At 50.8% G+C, this 21,598-nt stretch carries 25 protein-coding genes and 1 tRNA gene; 3 read left to right on the top strand and 23 right to left on the bottom strand.

Annotated features, from left to right (window positions below):
* Positions 1-10: 10 nt before the first annotated feature.
* The 11 genes from rplI to AC15IQ_RS03740 form a co-directional block, all read right to left on the bottom strand.
* Positions 11-457, bottom strand: coding sequence for a 50S ribosomal protein L9 (rplI, locus tag AC15IQ_RS03790; RefSeq protein ID WP_483177358.1), 447 nt, complete (start codon positions 455-457; stop codon positions 11-13).
* A 2-nt stretch (positions 458-459) separates the two neighbouring features.
* Positions 460-1,410: a DUF2232 domain-containing protein gene (locus AC15IQ_RS03785; protein WP_483177357.1), complete on the bottom strand. Its 951-nt coding sequence runs from the start codon at positions 1,408-1,410 to the stop codon at positions 460-462.
* Between the two features lie 9 nt (positions 1,411-1,419).
* Positions 1,420-1,728, bottom strand: a complete 309-nt coding sequence (locus tag AC15IQ_RS03780; RefSeq protein WP_483177356.1) for a MazG-like family protein — start codon at positions 1,726-1,728, stop codon at positions 1,420-1,422.
* A gap of 130 nt (positions 1,729-1,858) precedes the next feature.
* Positions 1,859-2,083, bottom strand: coding sequence for a 30S ribosomal protein S18 (rpsR, locus tag AC15IQ_RS03775; protein ID WP_483177355.1), 225 nt, complete (start codon positions 2,081-2,083; stop codon positions 1,859-1,861).
* A 19-nt stretch (positions 2,084-2,102) separates the two neighbouring features.
* Positions 2,103-2,543, bottom strand: coding sequence for a single-stranded DNA-binding protein (locus tag AC15IQ_RS03770; protein ID WP_483177354.1), 441 nt, complete (start codon positions 2,541-2,543; stop codon positions 2,103-2,105).
* 22 nt (positions 2,544-2,565) lie between these two features.
* A complete protein-coding gene (rpsF, locus tag AC15IQ_RS03765) occupies positions 2,566-2,859 on the bottom strand; it encodes a 30S ribosomal protein S6 (RefSeq protein WP_483177353.1) in 294 nt (97 codons plus the stop codon).
* A 128-nt stretch (positions 2,860-2,987) separates the two neighbouring features.
* A complete protein-coding gene (locus tag AC15IQ_RS03760; protein ID WP_483177352.1) occupies positions 2,988-3,203 on the bottom strand; it encodes a hypothetical protein in 216 nt (71 codons plus the stop codon).
* A 59-nt stretch (positions 3,204-3,262) separates the two neighbouring features.
* Positions 3,263-3,463, bottom strand: a complete 201-nt coding sequence (locus AC15IQ_RS03755; protein ID WP_483177351.1) for a DUF951 domain-containing protein — start codon at positions 3,461-3,463, stop codon at positions 3,263-3,265.
* Between the two features lie 17 nt (positions 3,464-3,480).
* Positions 3,481-4,494 (bottom strand): selenide, water dikinase SelD, encoded by a 1,014-nt coding sequence (gene selD, locus AC15IQ_RS03750; protein ID WP_483177749.1) that lies wholly within the window; start codon positions 4,492-4,494, stop codon positions 3,481-3,483.
* A 56-nt stretch (positions 4,495-4,550) separates the two neighbouring features.
* Positions 4,551-5,933: an aminopeptidase gene (locus AC15IQ_RS03745; protein ID WP_483177350.1), complete on the bottom strand. Its 1,383-nt coding sequence runs from the start codon at positions 5,931-5,933 to the stop codon at positions 4,551-4,553.
* A gap of 56 nt (positions 5,934-5,989) precedes the next feature.
* Positions 5,990-6,631: a CvpA family protein gene (locus AC15IQ_RS03740; protein ID WP_483177349.1), complete on the bottom strand. Its 642-nt coding sequence runs from the start codon at positions 6,629-6,631 to the stop codon at positions 5,990-5,992.
* A gap of 278 nt (positions 6,632-6,909) precedes the next feature.
* On the opposite strand from AC15IQ_RS03740, the gene AC15IQ_RS03735 reads away from it, so the two are divergent.
* The 3 genes from AC15IQ_RS03735 to AC15IQ_RS03725 all read left to right on the top strand — a co-directional run bounded on the left by AC15IQ_RS03735 (position 6,910) and on the right by AC15IQ_RS03725 (position 9,502).
* Positions 6,910-7,509: a TVP38/TMEM64 family protein gene (locus AC15IQ_RS03735; RefSeq protein ID WP_483177348.1), complete on the top strand. Its 600-nt coding sequence runs from the start codon at positions 6,910-6,912 to the stop codon at positions 7,507-7,509.
* A gap of 486 nt (positions 7,510-7,995) precedes the next feature.
* Entirely contained in the window at positions 7,996-8,946 is a 951-nt protein-coding gene (locus tag AC15IQ_RS03730) for a transposase (protein WP_483177347.1), read from the top strand.
* 136 nt (positions 8,947-9,082) lie between these two features.
* Positions 9,083-9,502, top strand: coding sequence for a transposase (locus AC15IQ_RS03725; RefSeq protein WP_483177346.1), 420 nt, complete (start codon positions 9,083-9,085; stop codon positions 9,500-9,502).
* 28 nt (positions 9,503-9,530) lie between these two features.
* Here the strand turns inward: AC15IQ_RS03725 and AC15IQ_RS03720 are convergent.
* The 12 genes from AC15IQ_RS03720 to selA form a co-directional block, all read right to left on the bottom strand.
* A tRNA-Sec gene (locus tag AC15IQ_RS03720) sits at positions 9,531-9,628 on the bottom strand.
* 214 nt (positions 9,629-9,842) lie between these two features.
* A complete protein-coding gene (locus tag AC15IQ_RS03715) occupies positions 9,843-10,505 on the bottom strand; it encodes a CBS and ACT domain-containing protein (protein WP_483177345.1) in 663 nt (220 codons plus the stop codon).
* A gap of 34 nt (positions 10,506-10,539) precedes the next feature.
* A complete protein-coding gene (locus tag AC15IQ_RS03710; RefSeq protein WP_483177344.1) occupies positions 10,540-11,244 on the bottom strand; it encodes an ABC transporter ATP-binding protein in 705 nt (234 codons plus the stop codon).
* Positions 11,244-12,011 carry an ABC transporter ATP-binding protein gene (locus tag AC15IQ_RS03705; RefSeq protein ID WP_483177343.1) on the bottom strand — a complete coding sequence of 256 codons (768 nt, stop codon included), beginning with the start codon at positions 12,009-12,011 and terminating at the stop codon, positions 11,244-11,246. The genes AC15IQ_RS03710 and AC15IQ_RS03705 overlap by 1 nt, the downstream gene beginning before the upstream one ends.
* Complete coding sequence (locus AC15IQ_RS03700) at positions 12,008-12,958, bottom strand: branched-chain amino acid ABC transporter permease (protein WP_483177747.1); 951 nt, start codon at positions 12,956-12,958, stop codon at positions 12,008-12,010. The genes AC15IQ_RS03705 and AC15IQ_RS03700 overlap by 4 nt, the downstream gene beginning before the upstream one ends.
* A 9-nt stretch (positions 12,959-12,967) precedes the next feature.
* Entirely contained in the window at positions 12,968-13,849 is an 882-nt protein-coding gene (locus tag AC15IQ_RS03695) for a branched-chain amino acid ABC transporter permease (RefSeq protein WP_483177342.1), read from the bottom strand.
* 67 nt (positions 13,850-13,916) lie between these two features.
* Positions 13,917-15,086: an ABC transporter substrate-binding protein gene (locus tag AC15IQ_RS03690; RefSeq protein WP_483177341.1), complete on the bottom strand. Its 1,170-nt coding sequence runs from the start codon at positions 15,084-15,086 to the stop codon at positions 13,917-13,919.
* Positions 15,087-15,165: 79 nt separating this feature from the next.
* On the bottom strand, positions 15,166-16,128 hold the full coding sequence (locus AC15IQ_RS03685) for an acyl-CoA dehydratase activase (RefSeq protein WP_483177340.1): 963 nt from the start codon (positions 16,126-16,128) through the stop codon (positions 15,166-15,168).
* Entirely contained in the window at positions 16,125-17,231 is a 1,107-nt protein-coding gene (locus AC15IQ_RS03680; protein WP_483177339.1) for a CoA protein activase, read from the bottom strand. Before AC15IQ_RS03680 ends, AC15IQ_RS03685 begins: the two co-directional genes overlap by 4 nt.
* Positions 17,228-18,220, bottom strand: a complete 993-nt coding sequence (locus tag AC15IQ_RS03675) for an acyl-CoA dehydratase activase-related protein (RefSeq protein WP_483177338.1) — start codon at positions 18,218-18,220, stop codon at positions 17,228-17,230. Before AC15IQ_RS03675 ends, AC15IQ_RS03680 begins: the two co-directional genes overlap by 4 nt.
* 28 nt (positions 18,221-18,248) lie before the next feature.
* The gene (selB, locus tag AC15IQ_RS03670; RefSeq protein ID WP_483177337.1) at positions 18,249-20,147 is read right to left on the bottom strand and encodes a selenocysteine-specific translation elongation factor; all 1,899 of its coding nucleotides are present in this window, start codon (positions 20,145-20,147) and stop codon (positions 18,249-18,251) included.
* Between the two features lie 3 nt (positions 20,148-20,150).
* Positions 20,151-21,596, bottom strand: coding sequence for an L-seryl-tRNA(Sec) selenium transferase (gene selA / locus AC15IQ_RS03665; RefSeq protein WP_483177336.1), 1,446 nt, complete (start codon positions 21,594-21,596; stop codon positions 20,151-20,153).
* Positions 21,597-21,598: the final 2 nt, after the last annotated feature.

Below are 21,598 nucleotides of genomic sequence, written 5' to 3'. Positions count from 1 at the left end.
TGCTCCCCTATCAACCGGGCTCCACACTGACCTCCAGATCTGCGTGGATACCCGGGTAAATTTTAATATGTACCGGGTATTTCCCCAGATGCTTAATAGTCTCTCCCAATTCAATCTTTTTCTTGTCCACTGCCACCCCAAACTGTTTTTGCAGGACTTCGGAAATCTCCCGGGAGGTCACCGCTCCGAACAATTTGTCACCTGTGCCGGTTTTGGCTTTGACCGTTACGATTTTGCCCTGCAATTTTTCCTGCAACAGGCGCGCCTGGTTCTCTTCCTTGATTTTGATCCTTTCCTGGCGTTGCTTCTGGTCTTCCGTTTCCTTAAGCCGACCGGCCGTAGCCTCCTGGGCAAATCCCTGGGGAATCAGGTAGTTCCTGGCATAGCCATCACTTACCTCTTTTATCTCACCTTTTTTGCCCAGTTTTTTAACATCTTGTATTAAAATAACCTTCACGCTTATACCTCCTGTCCGCTATATGGTTTTCTCAGTCCCAATAGACTGTCAAATATGCCGAGAATACAGAGAAATCCGAGGGCTGACAACGGAAAGAACAGAGCCAGTATTATCACCAAGAATAACGTCCATCTCCTGCCCCGGCCCTGCTCTTGCTTAAGCCGAAAAACCAGGCTGGCCAGGCCATAATAAAACGATATCACAGCCATCACCACCAGTACATTAGAACCGGTATAGTAGGTCAGCCCGCGTTCGTCCCAGCCATACAGCCCTAAGGCCAAACCCAGATTGACCAACCAGGCCAGCTCCCAGGGCATCAGTTCCTGCGCGAAGGGTTTCTTCTTTAGACGGATAGCGAGCTGTTTCCAGGTGAAAACCGAAGCCAACCAGAGCATTAAAAATACTGCCAATAAACCCTGTACATAGAAAATGGCAGGAAGATGATGCAGTAGGCTGGCTGCCATAGCGGCCAGCCCCTGTTGGAACTGCTCCTCAGTCAACCCGATCTCCTGGTAGATCCTGGCCCACCCTTGAGCATCATAATATCCGCTGGCCTGCATAACCATTTCATTAATCTGCCCGGTCAGATACTCGGCTCCGTTAAAATAATACAACGCTCCCAGATAAAGGCTCACCCCAGCCACAAGCGCTGCTACTCCGTAGCGCCGGACATGGTAATAATCCTGCTGCCTAAAAGCAAAAAATCCCATCACCATGGCCGGTATACCGAAAAAAGCCAACAGATAGAACAGATTGCCCGGCCCCCCTAAAAGCGCCAGGACGGTGATGTTGGCCAGGAACAAGGCTGCCAGACGGGGCTTATCCAGGTGGATTCCGGCAGCAATCAACAAGGCTCCCCACATCATGGCCAGGATCATGCTCAGGCCCGGCGCGACCAGTGTGGCCACACATAGCAAAAGGGTAAGCCCCAGGTACATCAAAAAAGTGGACATATTATCACCTCATCTATGGCGCAGGTGTTCAGCAAGAGATCTCATATCCTGATGCCAGTGCTCAACTTCCTCAGCTGCCCCCAGGCTCTGATTGAGCTTATGTTGGACTTCCCGGTCGAGCGCGGCAAAAGGCACCCCTACCCGGTTGCCCAGGAGATAGATCAGGATCATCACCGCCGCCAGGGCATCGGCAATGGCCTCGACCGAGGTGTTGAGCAGGCTTTTGAACAGAGCCCCAACAGACTGAACCAGCTCTGCCTTAAGCCATTCTATCATCCTAAGGCTTTTGGTTATATCCAATTCGTTTTTTAAGGCCATAATGAACCCCCCCTATTTCACCTGTTCAACACCGCCCCGGTTTTCCCCTGCCCCAGGCTGAGCCGAACTCAAATGCCGTTTCTCTCCCAAATTAAAAACAAGCCCTCATAAGAGGGCTTGTTGATAAGTCTTACTCCGAAGTATAAGGCATCAACGCCATGGTCCGGGCCCTTTTTATGGACACTGTCAACTGCCGTTGATGATGGGCGCAATTCCCGGTGATGCGGCGGGGCAGGATCTTACCGCGCTCAGTCACGTAACGCCGCAGCCTGGAAATATCTTTGTAGTTAATGTGCTCGATCTTATCAGCGCAAAAATTGCACTGTTTTCTTTTTTTGCGCTTTTCCTTTTTCAAATACGATTCCTCCTCTTAACTAAAAGGGGATATCATCATCCCCGTTGCGGTCGACGAAATCGGTATCGTTTATCAATTCTTGTCCCACATCATTCCAGCCATCCTGACCAGAGGAGGTCCGTGCTGATGAACCCGAAGTGCCAGTGGCAGCTCCGCCCTTGCCAAGGAATTCCACTTGATCGGCGATTACTTCGGTCACCCAGCGTTTTTGCCCTTCCTGAGTTTCATAAGTGCGTATCTGCAGCCTGCCGTCCACGGCCACCTGGCTGCCTTTGCCCAAATAAGTCGCACAGTTTTCGGCTGGCTTGTTCCATACTACGATAGGGATGAAATCAGCCTCATTGCGGTTGTTCCTACGATTTACCGCAATAGTGAAACTCGCCACAGCGGCACCATTAGGGGTATAACGCAATTCCGGTTCACGGGTCAGGCGCCCAATCAATATCACTCGGTTCATCAAAATCCCTCCCACTTTTAATTATTTAGTTCTCATCCTGACGGATGATGATGTGGCGCAGGAAATTGTCCGATATTTTGATAACCCTGTCCAACTCCAGAACAGTTTCAGGCCGGCCTTTGAAGTACCACAGGAAATAAATACCCTCGTGATAATCCTCAATGGCGTACGCCAGCCGTTTTCTGCCCCAGCCGTCAGCTTCATTGACGAATTCGCCGCCGAAACCTGCGATAATATTCTGCAGTCTTTCTTTGGATTCAGCAATGGCTTCCTCAGCCAGATCGGGTTTTAGCAGGAACAACATCTCATACGTGCGCATCGTTACACCTCCTCCCTATGGACTAACCCGTGTATACACGAGTAAAGGCTCCGGTGTTTACCGGAGCAGGGACTTCAAATTATTATAACAGTATTTCAACACCCTTTGCAAGAACCTGGAAGGGTTTATTAAAGCCGGCCCCTTATCAACAGGCTATTTAGCTCTGATAGGGGTTTCTCGGTAATAAAGGTGTCGTTGAACAGCGCTTTTAATATTGCCACAAGCTGACCTGAGGGGCTGTTCTTGAACCCGATGATACAGAAGTGTTCTTCCCGCGGCATATTCTTAACGCTCACCAGATCCCCGACATGAAAGGTTGCCTTGTCTTTTTGTGAACCTTCCACTTTTTTCCCTCCTTATAGCCATAGATGATATAGTATATTCTGGGAGCAGGAAAAAAGTGCTATAGCTCTTCCGCGGGTTTCTCAACTCTGACCATGCGCTTCTCAAATTCCATGCGCGGGATCATCACCAGGCGTCCACAACCGACACACTTGATCTTAATGTCCGCGCCCATACGGGTCACTTCCCAGTTGTGACTGCCGCAGGGATGCTTCTTTTTCATACGCACCACATCCCCCAGCTTGAATTCTTTGCGTTGCACCGCTTCTCCCCCGACTTTTAATCTTCAATTTCGATGGTATACGGCCTGGCTTCAACTGCCTCACCAATCGGCACGCACATCAGCTGTTGTTTGAGCATCATTTGCTCCAGCGCCCTGCCCTTGTCAGGATCCACGGCCAGCAACAGGCCACCCGCAGTCTCGGGGGTGTACAACAGGTCCAACCAGGTGGGATTTAGCCCTGCGTTCACCTTGATTTTTTCCTCCAGGTAGCTGCGGTTATTATAAGTTCCGGCAGGGACCAGTCCCATAGCAGCACTGTCCCAAGCCCCGTTTATAAGCGGAACCGCGCCCGCCCTCAATTGCACTGTAACCCCGCTGGCCTGGGCCAGCTCCGCCAGATGCCCCAACAGGCCGAAACCGGTAACATCGGTAGCCGCATTGACCCCTAGCCTTGAAGCTATCTCACTACTCTCCCGGTTGAGGGTGCTCATCAAACGCACCGCTTCCTCATAGGCCTCAGCCGTTGCCATATCCGCTTTTATGGCGGTAGCGATAATGCCGTTGCCGATGGGTTTGGTTATATATATGATATCCCCTGGCTTTGCCCCGGCATTGGTAAGCACCCGCTCTGGGTGTACCAGTCCGGTAACTGCCATTCCGTATTTGGGCTCGTTGTCGTCCACACTGTGCCCACCTAACAGATAAGCCCCGGCCTCAGTGACCTTGTCCAGCCCGCCTTGCAATATCTGCCCCAGTACCTGCAGGTCTTCACAGATGGGGTAACACACGATATTTAGTGCCAACAGCGGTTGGGCTCCCATGGCATAAATATCGTTTAAGGCGTTGGTGGCTGCAATCTGCCCAAACAGATAGGGATCATCCACCATAGGGGTAAAGAAATCCACCGTCTGCACCAATGCAGTCGCCCCGTCTAGGCGGTATACTGCCGCGTCATCACGGGTTTCCATACCCACCAGGATGTTTTGCTGAACCGGCAGGGGAATGCCTTTCAGAAGGTTTTCCAAGGTCCCCGGACCTATTTTGGAAGCTCACCCCGCGGCCCGGACCATCTGCGTCAAACGGCGCTTCTCCACCGGCTTCCCCTCCTCTCCACTGACGATTATCTTCAAGTCATTTTCTGCATAAAAACTCGGTAGGCACGGTAAGCCATATATACATCAGCCTTACTCACGATTTCAAAAGGGGAATGCATGCTTAAGACCGCTACCCCGCAATCCACCACTTCCATGCCGTAGTTGGCCAGATACTGGGCCACGGTCCCGCCGCCGCCGATATCCACCTTGCCCAGTTCACCCACTTGCCAGACCACTGCTTCCTCATCCAGCAAACGCCTCACCGCAGCCACGAACTCCGGATTGGCATCATTGGATTCAGCCTTGCCCCGGGAACCGGTATATTTGGTCAATACCACCCCGGCAGACAGGTAACTGCAGTTCATCTTTTCGAACACCTCTGGGAAAGTGGGGTCTACCGCAGCATTAACATCGGCTGACAGAGCATAACTCTTGCTCAAGGCCTGGCGCACCCGATAATACTCAGGCAGCCCCGCCTTGTATAGCAGCTCTGCGGCGATATTTTCCACTGCCAGGGATTGCAGGCCGGTGTTGCCAGTGCTGCCGATCTCCTCCTTGTCAGCGAACAGACATATCACGGTGCGCTGTGGATTTTCCACCTCCAAGACCGCCTCTAAGGCTGTATAGGCGCTGACCCGGTCATCCTGTCCGTAGGAGCCTACCATACTGCGGTCCAACCCTACTTCCCGAGCCTTAAAAGCCGGCACCGCCTGTAGTTCGGCGCTGGTAAAATCATCTTCTTCAATGCCGTAGTTCTTCAGCAGCAGGTCCAGAATGTGCTGCTTAAAGGCATCCTCCTTCAGATCCCGCACCGGAGTCGAGCCCACCAGAATATTCAGGTCTTCACCCTTTATGCCTTCATTCATTTTCTTGTCCATCTGCTCTTTGGCCAGATGGGGCAAGAGGTCAGTTATAACGAATACCAGGTCGTCGTCTTTTTCCCCGATGCATACTGATATGCGCTCTCCGTTTTTCTTTACCACCACCCCATGCAAAGCCAGGGGTATGGTTGGCCACTGGTATTTTTTGATGCCCCCGTAATAGTGGGTCTTGAACAAGGCCATGTTGTCAGCCTCATAAAGCGGGCGCGGTTTAAGGTCCAAACGGGGGGTGTCCACATGGGAGACCACCAGATTGAATCCGTCTGCCGGATTTTGCCCCATAATGATAAGAGCGGCTAGTTTGCCGCGATGGTTTACCAATAATTTCTCCCCCGGGCCTACCCGGTCCTGCTGCTGTAGGGGCAAAAAGCCCTGATCTAATGCCCTTTTCTGTATATAGGCAATGGCTTCGCGCTCGGTCTTGGCTTGGTTGAGAAAATCGATGTATCCCTGGTTGAATCGGTGGATGGCGGCGAGTTGTTGATCATCGACCCGATCCCAAACATTGGGGCGCTGGTTACGTGTTTCTATCAATGCAGTACCTCCCTGATTTACAGTCTTAGGTTTATTTTCCGATGTCCAGCCCATTCTTATACTTGCAAGCTCAGGATTGAGTAGCCCCATTGGTAAAGATCCATTATGCAGCGGACCAGAACTGAATCATTCAATACGGTGAGCAAGGCCTGGGCCCCGTCTCCCCCCATCTGCGCCATGGCCTGCAGCACCGGCTGGAGGAATAAGATCAAGAGGAGTATCACGACAACTCCTTGGGCCACCGCCAAAAGCATCCCCATGTACTTGTTCACCGAGGTGGTTGTGGGGCCGGTGACGACCAGGTCCTCGAACCAGCCCAAGGCGAGCCAGATCAACTGCCGGCTGGTTAAGGCAATGATCAGAAAACAGGCTGCCCGCACCAGCCAGAAGGCCAGATAATGCAATGAATCGTAAATGCTATAGCCTTTCACCATCAAAGCGTAGGGGATGCCCAACACCTGCAAAGGGGCATGTTCACGCAGAAAACTGTCCAGTGTGGAAATTATGCCCACATGGCGTTCCAAACTGATAGCCAGATCGTCATAAAAAAACACCGCCAGAGCCAGGCTGGCAATAAAGGTAATCACACTGCCGAGGGAAAGTATGAACCCCTGCCGCACCCCGCTCAGAGCACATAATAACAGAATGAACAACAGCAAATAGTCAACCGTGTTAAATGCTAATTGGCCAGAAACCATCGCTCCCAATCTCCCTTATGCACATTATTATAGCACAGGGGCTTCCCCGATTTGGATATCTAATCCATAAGCTTTTCTTTTTACCATTAAATTTATGACTTAATTTATGACCTTTGGAGACAACTGTGCACCTTGATGTCGAATCAGCTTGCAAGTTAGTTCTTTACAAAACAGCCTGTCATGGGTTATATCCAATGTAGCCTTCTGCTTCGCTCACGATTCCCCTGCAGGAGAGCATACACATGCAGATACCGGCATTTTAACAACGAGGCTTATAAATGGGTTACTATCTGGGTAATGTGAGCATAAACGTGGTGATAAACTATGTGCAGTCCTTCGGCATAATGGCTCCCTTAGCAGCATTTCTTCTTTTCGCCCTGCAGGCTGCCCTGCCGGTGTTCCCCTATGTGGTGTTGGCCAGTGCCTGTGGAATGCTGTTCGGCTTCAAGCTGGGTTTTTTGCTCTCCTGGTCAGGTGCTTTGTTGGGGGCTTGTGTGGCTTACACGCTGTCACGCCTGGCGGGAGGGAACTGGGTTTGTCAGAAGATACAATCCCGCTGGGGCTATGATGTGCAGCACTTCAACCGGGAGGCCGCCTTCTGGGGTATACTGCTGGCCCGAATTATCCCGGTAATTCCAACTCCATTGATAAATATCGCCGCCGGCATCGGCAAAGTACCTTTTTGGCATTTCTTCTTCTCCTCTGCTCTGGGCAAAATCCCCACAGCTCTTCTCTATACGGGGCTGGGGATCTCGCTGCTGCGCAACCGCGATGTCAAGTCCACCCTATTAATCCTGGGCATCATCTTGGTCCTGGCCTTGCCGGGGCGCTGCCTGACCAAAGGCAGAACTCCGCTTGCCCAGAAGGTGGACCAATAGTTCGACACACATATTTCCCGGACCGCGCGAATCATGTAATTATTTCCCGGGAAATAATTTAATTGCTCAGATAGTAAGCGGGTATGCAAAAAGGGATGTAAAATGTCAGATCGGGGAATAGAAGCAGAAAATGATTTGGCAAATGCGCGTACTAATCGACCTACTCAACCACGGCGTTGCGCCGACCTACATCTTTTATCAGTTATTCCCGGTGTGGCAGCTCAATGCTCAACCTTTCCGGGCACGCTTTCTATCTAGCTCAATGTCGTTTTCCGTCATCTGCAGTTGACCGGCACTAGACCACGAGATACAGATCAAAGGGTTAGCTTATCACTATACTAATAAATCCGAAGCTAAATAATGATTCCACTGCAAAAACCCCAAAAATGTTGCAAAACAGCAGGATAAACCACCGTGAATATCGAAGTAATAGTTAGATATTTAAAGTAAATAAAATATAAACTAACTTTAGGGTGGTTTTGCAGTATGTTCCGTAAAAACGATAGTCACTATCAAGATGAACTTTTTAGCCATTACCAGTCCATGAGACCAAGTGTAGCCAAACTACTAAATAAAACCTGGGCACCGATTTTCTATGAACATGTTTTTTGTAAAATCAACGAAGATCTGTTTGCCCCCATGTATTGTCTTGATACCGGTAGACCCAATGTTCCGGTTAATATACTGATGTCATTAGAGATTATCAAAAACATGTTTGGTTATACCGATCAAGAATTAATCGAGCAGTTCTACTTTAACTTCCAGGTCAATTATGCCCTGGGTATAAGAAACCTGGGTGAGGTTTACCTGGCTGAACGTACCCTTTACGAATTCAGAGAAAGAGTTTATAGGCACATATTAGAGTATCCCGAGCAAGATGAAGTGATTTTCCAACAGTTTGAAATCCTAACCAAGAATTTTATCGAACAAGCCGGGATAAAAACCGATGACCAGCGTATGGATTCTACCTTGATTTCTCCCAATATCAAGAAAGCCGGTAGACTCTCGTTAGCCTTGGATGTATTGGTTCAAGCGGTAAGAGGCATTGCCTCTAACATGCTTTCCGATAATCTCAAACAAGTGTTAAGAGATAGCTTCAGAACTGATTTACTATACAGAACTAGAAATCAGGAACTGGAAAGCAGGTTCCAGAAAGTCCTTAACCTCATGCAAGAGGTAGATAACTTGGCAAATAAGGATCGTAACCTTGCTTCAAAACGAGAAATGGTTCTGCTTAAGCGTTTTCTAGGCGAACAGGCTGCCTTCGATGAATCTAAGGGAATATGGCTCGCCAAGCCCAGTAGTGAAATTGAAAGCGGTTCCCTGCAATCAGCTTATGATAGTGACGCTACCTTCCGTAACAAAGCGGGTAAGAACCATAGCGGCTACGTTTTAAACGTGAGCGAAACCAGTAGCAAAAAAACCCGATTCAGGTGATTACCGACTTTTCAGTACAACCCAATAACATCAGCGATGTAGAGATGGCTAAGGAGCGCATACCCATCATCAAACAAAGGACGGATGTAAGGACATCTACTTAGATGGAGGTTACTACGGCCAAGAGGTCATAGAAATGGCAGATGAGCTAGAGGTTAACCTACACTATACAGATATGACCGGACGTAAGGCTCCATCAGATAAACTTTCCACAACCAGTTTTAAGTTTGATGATGATATGAAAATAATCAGTTGTCCCCAGGGCAAGATCCCATTTAGAAGCGATTTCAATCCCGGTTCCAAGACTAGCAGTTGCCACTTCAAACACGAGGATTGCCAAGGATGCCCGAATTTTGATATATGTCCAGTAAAGACCCAGAAGAAAGACCGGATATTACGGGTTAGTTTAAAACCATCCAGGCTGACCGGGTTAGAGATCAAATACACAATATTGCGGTCAGACGTGAAAACACCAGTTATCGTGCTGGAATCAAACAACCAACTCCGCTCTAATAAGAAACGAAAATACCCCTGCAATACCGCATTGCTACGATAATTACAAGGGTTCTATGTCTAAGATAATTTGGCGGAAGCGTGTGAGAATCGAACTCACCCGCGACGGGATCGCCGCCGCACAACTGGATTTGAAGTCCAGGCGACCCACCAGGACCGATCCGCTTCCGTGTAGGGAAAAGAACCTAGCGATACTCCACCTGCTATATTAACATAATCGCGGGTAAATTGCTCGCTTTTCGCCTGCCATATACTGTATTGCGCTTAAAATTCCCGATCATTACTGAGCTTTCCCATATAGTCAACAACTTACACTGCATGGCCTACGGTTAAATAAGTGCCTGCTTTTGTCATACCTATTGACTGCCAGGCCCCTTCGGGAATCATCTCTCCGAATCTTCCACCGCCAACACCGAGTCAACCTGATAGCCTTGTGATTTCAGTTTTTCTATCAGCTCTGCTGTCTGCAATGATTCGATACGGATGATAATTTTGTAGAGGTTCTTTTTTTCGTCATAATAGGCTACCGCATTGAGGATGTTTATGCCCATCCCGGCGATAATGCCGGTAATCTCGGCTAGCCGTCCCTGCCCGTCAGGAACATATAGATCCAGGCGGCTGTGGGCCTGGTAGACCCCGAGGATATCTATCAAAGCGTCAAATATGTCGGTCTCGGTTACGATCCCCACCAGTTGACCATCATCCACTACCGGAAGACCGCCGACATTGTTGGCCCGCATGAGCTTGGCAGCGGTTTCGATATAGTTTTCGCTGCCAATGGTGAGGACCTGTTGTTTTTTGGGCACAATATCCCGCAGTTTGGTTTTCCCCAAAAGATAATTTATTTCATGTACGCTTAATGCGGTCACCGGCGAAGGTGCCGCTCGATTAAGGTCACTGAGGGTAACGATTCCTACCAATTTGGTCTTATCCATTATAGGGATGCGGCGTATTTTGTATTCCTCCATCATATGCAAGGCTTCCATCAAACTGGTATCCATGGTGGCAGTTTTGACATCGGTGCTCATTCTGTCTTTTACTTTCATCTAAATCCCTCCCTCCGCAGGGTGCCGCCTGAGCTTATCCGCCCAGATAGGCCTTCTTAACGTCTTCGCTGTTCATCAGATCTTTAGCGTTTCCAGACAAAACGATTTCCCCAGTCTCGATGACATAGGCCTTATTGGCTATAGATAAGGCCATATGCGCATTCTGCTCCACCAGCAATATGGTAGTGCCGCGACTGTTGATCTCTTTGATGATTTCAAATATTTCCTTGACCAGTAGTGGCGCCAGCCCCATGGAAGGTTCATCCATAAGCAGGAGCTCCGGTCTGGCCATCAAGGCTCGACCGATGGCCAGCATCTGCTGTTCCCCCCCGCTTAAAGTGCCGGCCAGCTGTTTTTTTCTCTCCAGCAACCGGGGAAAGCGAGTGAACACCGCTTCCATGTCGCTGGCGATGGCCTTTTTGTCTCTGCGCAGGTAAGCACCGGTTTCCAGGTTTTCCAGCACGCTCATGGTGGAAAATACCCGGCGGCCTTCAGGGACCTGTGATATCCCCATGGATACAATCTTTTCCGGAGCCAGGCGAGTGATATCATTATTTTTGAAGGTTAGGCTGCCATTCTTGGCCCGTAATAAACCGGAAATGGTTTTTAAGGTAGTGGTTTTTCCTGCGCCATTGGCACCGATCAAGGTCACGATGCTGCCCTGTTCCACATCCAGGCTGAGGTTTTTTATAGCGTGAATGGCGCCATAATATACATCGATTCCTTGTATGTTGAGCATTAGCTTACCTCCTCACCCAGATAGGCTTCGATGACCCGAGGGTTGTTCCTGATCTCTTCGGGAACCCCCTGAGCAATGATCTGCCCGTAATCTAGCACATAGATGCGCTCGCAGACTCCCATCACCAGTGACATGTCATGTTCGATTAACAGTATGGTCAGGTCGAATTCCTTTCTGATCCAGCGGATCAATTCCATCAGGTCCTGAGTTTCCTGCGGATTCATGCCTGCAGCCGGTTCATCAAGGATGAGCAGCCGTGGCCTGGTGGCCAGTGCCCGCGCGATCTCCAATCGGCGCTGTTCACCGTAAGGCAGACTGGATGCTATCTCCTCTTGCTTATCTTCCAGCCCAAAAATTCTTAAATAATGCAGGGCTTCTTTTTCTATACTGGCTTCACCTCTGACAAAGGTGGGCAAGCGCAGGATGGCGGCATAAAGCTGATAAGACACATCTTTGTGCAGCGCAATTTTAACGTTATCGAGAACTGTCAAATCTTTGAATAAGCGTATATTCTGGAAGGTCCTGGCGACTCCCCGCTGGCAGATCTTATGCGGCAAGAGTCCTTCCAATGGCTTATCATCAAACATTATATGTCCCTGGTCAGGCTGGTAGACTCCGGTAATGAGATTGAAAACCGTCGTTTTGCCCGCTCCATTCGGCCCTATCAAGCCCACCAGTTCTCCGCTTGCTATTACCAGGTTGACATCCGCCAACGCACTCAATCCGCCAAAATATTTGGAAAGATTCTGTATATTTAGTATAGTCATGCTGAACCTCCCCAAAACCGGCTAAATGTCTTACGGGTCAACTCTTTATTGCCCAGCAAGCCCTGCGGCCGATATATCATCACTAAGATCAGGATCATAGCATAGATAATCATGCGAATGGCCGGAAATGCTTGCAGATAAGCGGTCAATACCGTAATGAATATCGCCGCCAGAATCGCTCCGGTAGTACTGCCCAGACCACCCAAAACCACCATGACCAGTATGTCGAATGATTTCAAGAAGTTGAATGTGTCCGGCTTAATAATATAAAAGTAATGGGCAAATAATGCCCCTGCCAGTCCGGCAAAGCCGGCCCCGATCATAAACGCCATCACTTTGTACCAGGTGGTATTAACGCCCATCATCTCCGCTGCTACTTCATCTTCTCGCACCGATATTATAGCACGACCGTAGCTGGAGTTGATGAGGTTCTGTATCACTATAATGGTGATCACTGTAGCTAGAAAAAGGTACGGCCAGGTAGTCAGACGTTCAATACCGACAATTCCTGCCGGCCCCCCTACTTCTTCAATGTTTTGTAGAATTACCCGGATGATTTCTCCAAACCCCAGGGTGGCTATTGCCAGGTAGTCGCCACGCAGCCGCAAGGTTGGCACCCCGATAATCAATCCCGCCAAGGCTGCCGCCAGACTGCCGGCTATTATAGCCGGTATAAAAGAAAGGTCCATGGACTTGGTGCACACCGCCGCAACGTAAGCCCCGACTGCCATAAAACCGGCATGCCCCAAGGAAAGCTGTCCAGTGAAACCGTTGATTAAATTCAGACTCACCGCCAGGATGATATTGATGCACATAGAAGCCAGATTTATCTGATAATACTGGTTAAGCATCCTGGTCGCGATCATATACTGTACCAGGGTGAAAATCCCGGCTAGTATCACTATATTTATCAAGAACCACAGCCATTGCCTCTTTGATGACGGCATGTTTTTCACCTACACTTTTTCACTGTCATTGCGACCGAAAATTCCGGTTGGTTTAATGAGCAAAATCAAAATCAACACTCCAAAGGCTACTGCATCACGATACATGCTGCTGCCGTAGCCGCTGACCATGGTCTCCAGTATCCCCATTAGGAATCCCCCCACCATAGCCCCGGGGATTATGCCTATCCCCCCCAGAACCGCAGCGACAAACGCTTTTAGGCCCGGGATAATTCCCATCAGCGGATTGATAGTGCCATAGTATAGGCCAATCAAAACCCCTGCCGCAGCAGCCAGAGCAGAGCCCAAGGCAAAGGTAAAAGAAATGGTCTTATCCACACTTATGCCCATGAGCATGGCTGCCTCTCGGTCTAAAGAGACCGCTCGCATGGCCTTTCCGGCCCGAGTCCGTTTGACAATGTACTGTAACATGATCATCAAGATCACTGCCAGGACTACAATAAATATATCTTTGTTGGAGATATACAAGCCCATGATTTGATACTGATGCATGGGGAAGGCCTCTGCCGGGAAAACCCGCTGTTGCGGGGTGAGGAAGAAAATGGTGACGTATTCCAGAAATAGTGAAGCACCGATGGCGGTAATCAAAGCCGCAAGCCGGGTGGAATTGCGCAAAGGTTTATAAGCGATCTTTTCTATAAGGACACCCAGGGCGGCACAGGCCAACATAGCGAACAAAAGGGCCACAAATACGTTGCTGCCCAACATCGTTATAGAAAAAAAGCCTACATAAGCCCCTACCATCATGATATCGCCATGAGCGAAGTTGATTAACAGTATGATTCCATATACCATGGTATAGCCCAGTGCAATCAGGGCATATATTGCTCCCAGCGACAATCCGTTTACCATTTGTTGCAAAAACTCAACCATATGTTTGCTGCCTCCGTTTGTAAGGCCAGGAGGGTGTTATCCCCCTCCTGGCTTCACGTTGGGATTCTTAGTGGGATACCAGTTTTCCGTCTTTAAATTCTATGACCACGATGCTCTTCACCGGATTATGCTTTTCGTTGAAGGTCATGGTTCCGGTTATACCGGGAAAATCTTTGGTTTTAGCCAGGGCTTCGGCCACTTTGACCGGATCCGCGGAGTCGGCTGCCTTGATGGCTTCTGCCAGCAGATAGGCCGAATCATAACCTAGCGCAGCGAAAGAGTCCGGAGTTTTGCTGTATTTCTGCTCATAGGCTTTAACAAAGTTAGCGATCTCCGGTTTCGGGTCTTGCACTGAATAGTGGTTGGTAAAATAGGTGTTGTTCAGAGCCTCTGCACCAGCCACGGTTATCATGTCAGGGGAATCCCAGCCATCGCCCCCGCCCATGGGAACAGTAATGCCTAGCTCACGGGCTTGTTTGATCAGGATTGACACTTCTTGATAATACCCAGGAACATAGATGAATTCAGGTTGAGCCGCTTTGATCTTGGTCAATGTGGCTTTGAAGTCCTTATCTCCGCTGACATAACCCTCCTGAGCTACAATTTTACCACCTTTGGCCTCAAATGCCTCTTTGAAATATTTGGCTAAGCCTTTAGCATAATCGTCAGAGTTGCTGCCATAGATGGCCGCAGTCTTCATATTTAGAGTATCATACGCATACTCAGCCATACGTACCCCCTGGTCGGAATCCAGGAAGCAGGCCCGGAATATGTAGGGAAAGGTTTCTCCGGTCTTTTCATCCACGGTGGCTCCCGGAGCAGTTGCCGCAGGTGCTATCAAGGGAACTTTGTTCTCATTCATAACCGGGGTGCAGGCTGCAACCGCACCACTTACCAGCGGTCCAATCTGGGCCACTATACCCTTGCTGACCAGGTCAGCGCTGACATTCATAGCTTCGTCAGTTTTGGATTGGCTGTCCCGTTCCAGAACCTTGAGCTGTTTTCCCAGCACTCCGCCCTTGGCGTTAATCTCATCAATAGCTAATTTAGCGCCATTAGCGGCATTGGTTCCATAGCTGGCTACCCCGCCGGACAATTCACAGTTCAGACCAACTAAGATTTCGCCGGCTTGAGGAGCCGGGGTCGCCTGGTTCGGAGCCTTCTGTTCACAGCCGGCAACCATCCCCATGGCAAATAACGCCAATACCAGCACTGCTACACAACGTTTCATTCTCATCATTAGTCCTCCTTTAGTTTCTATTTCTCACGTCTTGGTTAAAGACGCAAAAGCCCTCCTAATCCACAACAACGGCCTGTCAGCTGACTTGCAACTCCCACTTGCCGCAGCGGTCTCCCCAGCGGGCAACCAGGTTCTTGTTCTCAAAGAACTGTACCACTTCACAGGCATTGGAGCAACCCTTACATTCAAAGCTGGTGGTCTTGAAATCGATTTTCTCCAGGTCAAAACCCTTAAAACTGCTTCGGCCTTTCATCCCCACTGCTTCCCTGGCCAGATAGGCCGCCCCAATGGCGCCCATCACAGCATGATGGCGCGGCACCACCACATCAAATCCCAGATATTTGTTAAAGGCTTGTACCAGACCGAAATTGGCGGCGACTCCACCCTGAAATATTACCGGGGCTAGTATTTCTTTGCCTTTGCCGACATTGTTCATGTAGTTCCTGACCAGGGCCTCACACAACCCGGCTACTATGTCTTCCAGATTGTATCCCAATTGCTGCTTGTGAATCATGTCGGATTCGGCAAATACGGCACATCGCCCGGCTATCCTGACCGGATTGGTGGACTTGGCGGCATATCCGCCGAAATCCTCAATGGGGATGCAAAGCCGACTGGCCTGCTGATCCAGAAAAGAACCGGTTCCAGCCGCACAGACCGTGTTCATAGCAAAATCAGTCACTACCCCGTCGCGCAGGATGATGATTTTAGAATCCTGCCCCCCGATCTCAATTATCGTGTGGACATTCTCGAACTCATGGCACGCTGCTATGGCGTGCGCGGTTATCTCGTTCTTAACAATATCCGCTCCAACAATCATACTGGATAAATAACGCGCACTGCCGGTAGTTCCACAACCAACGATTTTGATCTGTGATGCTATTTCGCTTCCCAGCTTTTGAATTCCTTCTTGTACAGTCTGTATGGGGCGGCCGTTCGTACGCAAGTATTTTGCGGCCAGAAGTTCACCCTGCTCATTCAGTACCACCAGATTAGTGCTGACTGAACCTACGTCCACCCCCAGGTAAGCTTTGATCATATTGAGAACACCTTCTTCCCCTGTTTGTGGCGGCGCTCGCGGCGCCACTGCAAAAGGTCCACGAATGCCTCCAGGCGGGTCTGCACCCCGGCTCGTCCGGTCTGTTCATCTATGAATACAGTCTGCACGGGGATATCAAAATCACGGCTGACCGCAGGTATGATACTCTTGGCTACGATCTCCGGTATGCATGAAAAAGGAGCCAACTGCACTACTCCATCAAATCCGTGCCGGGCATACAAAATAGTCTCAGCTATGCTGTTGACGCCATGGCCGCCGATGGGAGCCTCATTCAGATACGGCCGGGCTATAGCAAAAAGGTCCCCCTCGAGATTTATGATGGTGTTCTTGCGCGTATACGAACTGAGATAGATGGAACGGTCGGTTTCAACCCCCATCTCTCCTAGTAAGAGCTGTATATAATGATTGGCGGCCGGTTCCAGGACCACATAGATTTCTCCAATAATGCCGATTTTTAACGGTTGGCGTTCATCATCCCGCTCCACCCCGACCAGCAGGTCCATCGCTTCCTGGCGGGCCTGGCGGATCTCCTCTTCCCCCTGGGCGGCATCGATATAATCCAGACCGGTGTTAATGGCCCTGGTGGTATCGCCGCGCCGCACCTCCCGGGGGCGCACCTGATGAGCACGGATTTCTATATCATCAATGGCCTTGACTTTAGCCCAGGTGACTTTTAACACCCGCAGCAATTCTTTTAAAGAGACTCCTCCACCTCGGCGCAAGTAGTCTATCTTCCCCCAGAAATCGCCCAGGTTCAGAAGCGGCATCTCCATGGCAATGATCTTTAAGGGCAGACCCATTTCCTCTAAAAGGTATTTGTGCATCACCCAGTAGTATCCTGCCCGACAGGGGCCCATTCCTCCTGAGGTCACCACCGCCTCGGCACCCATCCGGGCTACTTCGATATAGGTCCCTAACAATATTTTAAATGGAATACAGGCAAATTCAGGTGCATAACGAACCCCCAGATCCAGGGTGTGATTGCTGGGCTCGGGTGGCACAATACATTCATGACCCAGGTTTTCCACCAGCCATTTTAAGGCTATATATGAATACCCCATACGGGGGAAGCTGATTTTCATCTCCGTCTCCTCTGATAGCGCAGCATATCCAGAAAGGCTTCCACTCTGGTCCTGACTCCGGCTTCCCCAGTATGTTCATCTACTGCAATTGGCAGATAAGGGGTGCCGTGGCGTTTGGCCTCAATTTCCAAGAGCCGGTCCACCATAGAATCAGGACCGCAGGCAAATGCGGTCACATGGATCAGGCCGTCGGCCTGGCCCTCTGACATGAAATGCAAACCTCCGTAGACAGCTCGGTTGGAGAAGTACCAGAACAGTGTTTTGGGGAGCTTGCGGTTCTGGCGGTTTAACTCCCGCTCGCTCAGCATATCCTGGGTTACAATTTTGACCCCCTGCTGCTGCAGAATCTTGATCAACCCGGCATTGATGTAAGGGTCATATATGGCGTACGGATATCCTACCACTGCAATGGTGATATCCTGCTTGGTGCCTGTCTGGCGAGTCGGTTCAACACCGTTAAACACCGCTTCCAGGGCTGCATCGGCCAACATGCCTTGCTGGCACAGGCTGCGGAAGCTGCGCTGTGCGGCCATGCCCAGGCGCAAAGCCCGCCTGCACCGGGCCATGCTGTTGCCCAACCGCTGCCCGATATCCCTGGCCACCTCCCAGTTTCCTGAGCCAAACGGTTTGAGATCGATGCGGGTGTCCAGCAAGGGCGGCAGATCTTTCAAGCCCAGACGCACCATGTCGGGCAGTCCGAGGAATTTGGGGCAGAAGGTTTCACTGCCGAAATCCCCGTGCTTGCGCACACTGACCAGGCGGGGGCAGAACAGCAAGTCACACTGCCCGGCTAAATGGGCGGCATGGCCGTGATACAGCTTGATCGGTATGCAGGCATCGTTAACCGCTTCTTTGACACCCCGATCCAGAATATCCCTGCTGGTGGGGGGCGATTCTACCACCTCGTGTCCCAATTCAGTAATAAAGGTCTTCCACAGCGGCAGGTAAACAAAATACGCCAGACTGCGAGGTATGCCAACTTTATACAAACTATAATCCTCCCCACCGTGACCGCGGCTATATCTTGACTCGAATGTCCCCTACTCTTCTGGTAAACCTGGTCCTATCATAATATTCTATCAAAGGCAGGGTGTACTTTCGAGAGGTGTTGAACAAGTCTCTGGCGGCTGCCAGGGTGAGCTCCTTATGCTCGGCAAAGTACTCCTGCAGAAGGTCCCGGCCGACCTGTAAGGCTTTGGCGGAGAAAACCATATCCTGGGTAATCTTAACCAGGCGTCCGTTGTCCATAAGATACGACACTACTTCGTTAAAGATATTTTCATCCGCCACCAGGGCCATCTTGAGTTCACTCAGGGCAGGCGGACTGAAGAGGTCCTTTTCCATAGCGGCGCTGATCTCGACTATCAAAGCCTTTTCCCTGGGACCTGGCTGGGGCGCATGCTCCGGCAAGGCCAGATTATTCTGCACCGATACCAGGGCCTGATGTTCTTCCAGGTATTTGACGATCAAATTGAAGCGGCGGGGGTTGATTTTAGAGAAAAAACGACTGCGCAGATCTTCGCGGGAATACCCGCTGCGCAGCGGGTATTGCTGGTGGTAATCACGCAGCCAGGCCTGAATGCGCTCCCGAATCCGCTCCAGTCCTTTGTGACTGATATAGTCTCCGTTCTTCAGGTCTTCCACTCGGCTATCCTGGACTAACTGCTCTAATTCCGCGGTGACCGCCGATATGCTGCTTCCGGTCAGCTTCACCAAATCGTTTATGGCTATGATCTCCTCGGGCTTGTGCTCCATTTCTAAGAGCACCCGCTCGTAGAGACTGCCTTCTTCCTTCATGCTCAGTTCTTCCAGGACTTCTTCCTTAAAACGCTTCTGCTTGGGCGCCTGGGGATCGATCACCACACCCCCTCCGATGGTGGTTACCGGAGAATAAAAGCGGATTACAAAACGGTCTCCTTTATAGGCGACCACCGGTTTCTCCATAACCAGTTGCACCAGGGCTTCCTCCCCCGGGTTCAATTGTTCCCGATCCAGCAGCACTACCCGGCCCATAGCCTCATCTGTGCCCAGGTGGAAGCGCACCCGGTTCCAATTATCCAGGCTGCGTTTGCTGGACTTGATCAGCTTGAGGCGGGCATCAATACGGTAACTGGGGTGTAAAACCCCCGGGGTAGCCAGCAATTCACCCCGGCTTACTTCAGCCAACTCAATGCCCTGCAGATTTACCGCCACTCGTTGTCCGGCCATGGCGGTGCTGACTTTATCATTATGCACGTGCAGGGTGCGCACCTTTACCTGACGCCCCCCGGGCATCAGTTCCAGGGTGTCTCCAACCTTGATTCGACCGGACCATAGGGTGCCGGTGACCACAGTGCCGAATCCAGCGATAGTGAAGGCCCGGTCGATGGGTAACCTGGCATAGCCTTCCGCATTTCTCTCCTGCACCTCTTCGGCGATTTTTTCAATGGCCTCTAAGAGCTCGGGGATACCCTGCCGGCTCACTGCTGAGACAGCTATCACCGGGGCTCCCTCCAAGATAGTGCCTTGCAGGTACTGAGTGATATCTTCCTCCACCATCATCATCCATTCTTCGTCCACCAGATCCGCTTTGGTGATCACTACCAAGCCTTTGTCTATCCCCAGCAGTTCGATAATATCCATATGTTCCCGGGTCTGCGGCATAACCCCTTCGTCGGCGGCAATGGTCAGCAGGACCATATCTATACCAAAAGCCCCCGCCAGCATGTGGCGAATGAAGCGCTCATGGCCAGGCACGTCGACTATGGCTGCCTTCTGTCCGCCGGGCAGTTTAAAGGGCGCGAATCCCAACTCAATGGAGATGCCGCGCTGCTTTTCCTCTTTAAGGCGGTCGGTGTCCACTCCCGTCAAAGCTTTGACCAGGGTGGTTTTGCCATGATCGATGTGCCCGGCGGTTCCGACAATAAATCTCTTCATAGATTATATCTCCTCCTGGGCGCTTTCGCTGCCGGTCTTTCCCTCAGACTGAACATCTTTCAAGGCCTGCTTGAGCAGCTCAGCTATTTGCTTGATCTGAACCATCTCGACAGTCCGAGCACTGATCAACAGACAGTTGTCCTGTATCCTGGTGAGTAGCGCGGGGCGGCTTTGCCGCAGTCTTCGGGCGATAGCCTCCAGCCCCTGCCCAATAGCTATTTCAACTCCACAACCGGGCAGGCTATGAATCGGGTAAGCCCCACCCCCGACCCGATCCTCAAGCGGTACCACTGCTATATGTGACACCCGCGGATGGCTGCCTACCGCCGTCTGCAGCTCCTGGCACAACTGGCCGCTCTTATCATAAAGTTCCTCCGGGGCAGCGGTTAACATTCTCAGAACCGGTATATCCTGTTCAGGATGTTCAGTCAGATAGGCTTTTAGGGTGCCTTCTAAAGCAGCTATAGTCAGTTTGTCCACCCTCAAGGCGCGCAGCAGTTGGTTCTTTTTCATGGCGTCTATATAGGTCTTTTTTCCCACAATAATCCCGGCTTGAGGCCCCCCCAGCAGCTTGTCGCCGCTGAAGGTAACGATATCCACCCCGGCTTCGATTGAGGCTTTTACGGTTGGTTCCTCTTTTAGGCCCCAGGCACTAAGATCGCATAAGACCCCGCTGCCCAGGTCATGCATAACCGGAAGCGAGGCTCGTTGTCCAACCTCCACCAGCTCTGCTAGGCTGACCTCACGAGTAAAGCCGACAATTCTGTAATTCGAAGTATGGGCGCTGAAAAGCAGTGCTGTCTCGGCATTGATGGCTTCCAGGTAATCTGCCCCATATGTCTTATTGGTTGTCCCTACCTCCACCAGACAGGCCCCGCTAGCCTTCATTACCTCGGGGATGCGAAACGCCCCACCGATCTCCACCAGCTGGCCCCGGGACACGATCACTTCACGCCCCGCCGCTAGCGTGTTCAACCCCAAAAAAACCGCAGCCGCATTGTTGTTTACTACCAAAGCAGCTTCGGCACCAGTCAACCTGGTCAACAAGCCTTCCAGGTGACGGTAGCGCGACCCCCTGTCCCCGCTGCTCAATTCCATTTCCAGATTGGTGTAACCTGCCCCCAAGTGGTAGATTTCCTGCAAGGCCATCGCCGATAGCGGTGCCCGGCCCAGATTGGTATGCAATACCACCCCAGTACCGTTAATTACCTCCTGCAGGGTTCCCCTCTTCAAGTCATTTATTGTTTTGGTGGTGCGTTCCACAGCTTGCTCCAGGAGGCTGGTTTTAGATGCTGGCTGGGGACGTTCCAGCAGTTCGGTGCGCAACCCGGCTACCGCAACCCGAGCAGCCGCAACCACCAGATCCCTTCGGACTCGGCTGCACAAGGCCATAACATGAGGGTTTTTTAATATTTCATCCATGTTTGGAATATTCTTCAAATGTTCCATAG

The organism is Syntrophomonas sp. DTU019 (genome assembly GCA_913757435.1).
GTDB lineage: Bacteria > Bacillota > Syntrophomonadia > Syntrophomonadales > Syntrophomonadaceae > DTU019.
The sequence above is the reverse complement of the archived record's forward strand: the minus strand, read 5'-3'. Positions and strand labels throughout refer to the sequence as shown.

Excerpts from the sequence above, each read along its gene's own strand:
- AC15IQ_RS03785 (WP_483177357.1), bottom strand. The coding sequence starts at position 1,410 with ATGTCCACTTTTTTGATGTACCTGGGGCTTACCCTTTTGCTATGTGTG.
- AC15IQ_RS03780 (WP_483177356.1), bottom strand. The coding sequence starts at position 1,728 with ATGGCCTTAAAAAACGAATTGGATATAACCAAAAGCCTTAGGATGATA.
- rpsF (WP_483177353.1), bottom strand. The coding sequence starts at position 2,859 with ATGCGCACGTATGAGATGTTGTTCCTGCTAAAACCCGATCTGGCTGAG.
- AC15IQ_RS03740 (WP_483177349.1), bottom strand. The coding sequence starts at position 6,631 with ATGGTTTCTGGCCAATTAGCATTTAACACGGTTGACTATTTGCTGTTG.
- AC15IQ_RS03735 (WP_483177348.1), top strand. The coding sequence starts at position 6,910 with ATGGGTTACTATCTGGGTAATGTGAGCATAAACGTGGTGATAAACTAT.
- AC15IQ_RS03730 (WP_483177347.1), top strand. The coding sequence starts at position 7,996 with ATGTTCCGTAAAAACGATAGTCACTATCAAGATGAACTTTTTAGCCAT.
- AC15IQ_RS03725 (WP_483177346.1), top strand. The coding sequence starts at position 9,083 with ATGGCAGATGAGCTAGAGGTTAACCTACACTATACAGATATGACCGGA.
- AC15IQ_RS03715 (WP_483177345.1), bottom strand. The coding sequence starts at position 10,505 with ATGAAAGTAAAAGACAGAATGAGCACCGATGTCAAAACTGCCACCATG.
- AC15IQ_RS03710 (WP_483177344.1), bottom strand. The coding sequence starts at position 11,244 with ATGCTCAACATACAAGGAATCGATGTATATTATGGCGCCATTCACGCT.
- AC15IQ_RS03705 (WP_483177343.1), bottom strand. The coding sequence starts at position 12,011 with ATGACTATACTAAATATACAGAATCTTTCCAAATATTTTGGCGGATTG.
- AC15IQ_RS03700 (WP_483177747.1), bottom strand. The coding sequence starts at position 12,958 with ATGCCGTCATCAAAGAGGCAATGGCTGTGGTTCTTGATAAATATAGTG.
- AC15IQ_RS03695 (WP_483177342.1), bottom strand. The coding sequence starts at position 13,849 with ATGGTTGAGTTTTTGCAACAAATGGTAAACGGATTGTCGCTGGGAGCA.
- AC15IQ_RS03690 (WP_483177341.1), bottom strand. The coding sequence starts at position 15,086 with ATGAGAATGAAACGTTGTGTAGCAGTGCTGGTATTGGCGTTATTTGCC.
- AC15IQ_RS03685 (WP_483177340.1), bottom strand. The coding sequence starts at position 16,128 with ATGATCAAAGCTTACCTGGGGGTGGACGTAGGTTCAGTCAGCACTAAT.
- AC15IQ_RS03680 (WP_483177339.1), bottom strand. The coding sequence starts at position 17,231 with ATGAAAATCAGCTTCCCCCGTATGGGGTATTCATATATAGCCTTAAAA.
- selB (WP_483177337.1), bottom strand. The coding sequence starts at position 20,147 with ATGAAGAGATTTATTGTCGGAACCGCCGGGCACATCGATCATGGCAAA.
- selA (WP_483177336.1), bottom strand. The coding sequence starts at position 21,596 with ATGGAACATTTGAAGAATATTCCAAACATGGATGAAATATTAAAAAAC.